Origin of the sequence: Enterobacter cloacae complex sp. GF14B (assembly GCF_004136805.1) — a bacterium.
GTDB classification, from domain to species: Bacteria; Pseudomonadota; Gammaproteobacteria; order Enterobacterales; family Enterobacteriaceae; genus Enterobacter; species Enterobacter hormaechei_C.
This window is the reverse complement of record NZ_QFRV01000278.1, coordinates 1-1,302: the sequence shown is the minus strand read 5'-3', so window position 1 is coordinate 1,302 and position 1,302 is coordinate 1. Positions and strand designations below refer to the sequence as shown.

1 protein-coding gene is annotated in these 1,302 nt (G+C 44.7%); it reads left to right on the top strand.

Annotated features, from left to right (window positions below; genetic code table 11):
- Nucleotides 1–947: hypothetical protein (locus DD606_RS25235; RefSeq protein ID WP_139158383.1), on the top strand; the 947-nt coding region annotated here is incomplete at its 5' end.
- Between the last annotated feature and the right edge of the window lie 355 nt (nt 948–1,302).

Below are 1,302 nucleotides of genomic sequence, written 5' to 3'. Positions count from 1 at the left end.
AAACTTGGAACCCAAGGGATTCCTATGCACCAAGCCCAATGCCAATGCCTACTCCACATGTCGTCTATGGGGCTCCTTCACCCACGATTCCTGATCACTTAGGTGACCTGGCAATATTTGCTCAAGCTATCGGTCAATCTATTACTGAGAATATGCGTAACACGCCTAATAGAGAACCTAGAAGTAAGGCAGTACAAATAGCCAAGCTCACACAAAAATTTAGTGGAGACGGGGATGTGAGAAAGCATATTGAAGTGTTTGAACAAATATGCGATTCTCTAGGAGAACACAATGACCTGCATAAGAGTAATGCTTTAAGCCTAACCTTAAGTGGGAAGGCTGGGGATTGGTATAGAACCCTAAGGGTGGAAGAAAAAACAATTTACCCTACTCTTAGGAGACTGTTCTTAAAAGAATACATACAAGAGGGAGTGCTTTGGGGTGTAGCCTCTCAGCTCCAGAAAGCCCAACGAGAGGAAGGAGAGTCGGTGAGAGACTTTATTAGTCGCTTGAAGCATTTGAATTCTCGTTGTAATCCAAATGAGCGCTTCAATAATAATCAATTGCTTGATAGATTCATTAGGGGATTACGACATGAGGATATCTACAATGGCCTAGTCATTAGAGGTATCACCACTTGGGAAGCAGTCACCACCAATGCGATCCAATTGGAGGATAATTTAATGATTCAAGGAGAAAGAGTGTCTGTTGAGCCTAAATCTATTAGCTCGCAAGCATCAGGGCATCAGCCAATGACCCTAAAGCCTATTGCTAAGGAGCCAAAGATATCTAAGATGACTTTACAGATCTCACCAAGGCCATTCAAGAGAGTCTTAGAGATAATCGTGCTCCACAAAACAATCATATGTATCCAAGAAGGGAGCAACAATGGTGCTCAATCTGCTTGGGCCCACATACTACGAGTGAATGCCCTACTTTCAGAGTAAAGTTTAACGGGACTTGTAACGCGTGTGGTAGGTATGGCCATCAAGCGAAGGATTGCCTAATGCTTAAACGCATCATGGAAAATAGACCGCCTATAGCTTGGGCAGACTCACCTCGAGTTCCTGCATTGATGCCTACCCCACCCATGGAGCAACAGTTGCCATTACAGCACATGGTCCCTAGAACCCAAAATGTGGTCCAAACCACACCGTTGCCACCTCCAGTGCTAGGAACGCAACCCCCTCATCCAAGAGTTACACCTATGAACCAAATAGGTAGCGAGTCATCTAGTACTTATGTAGATTGCGAAGAGGACGTAGACTCTAGTATCACCTACGGAGTCGACATGCTTGAGGA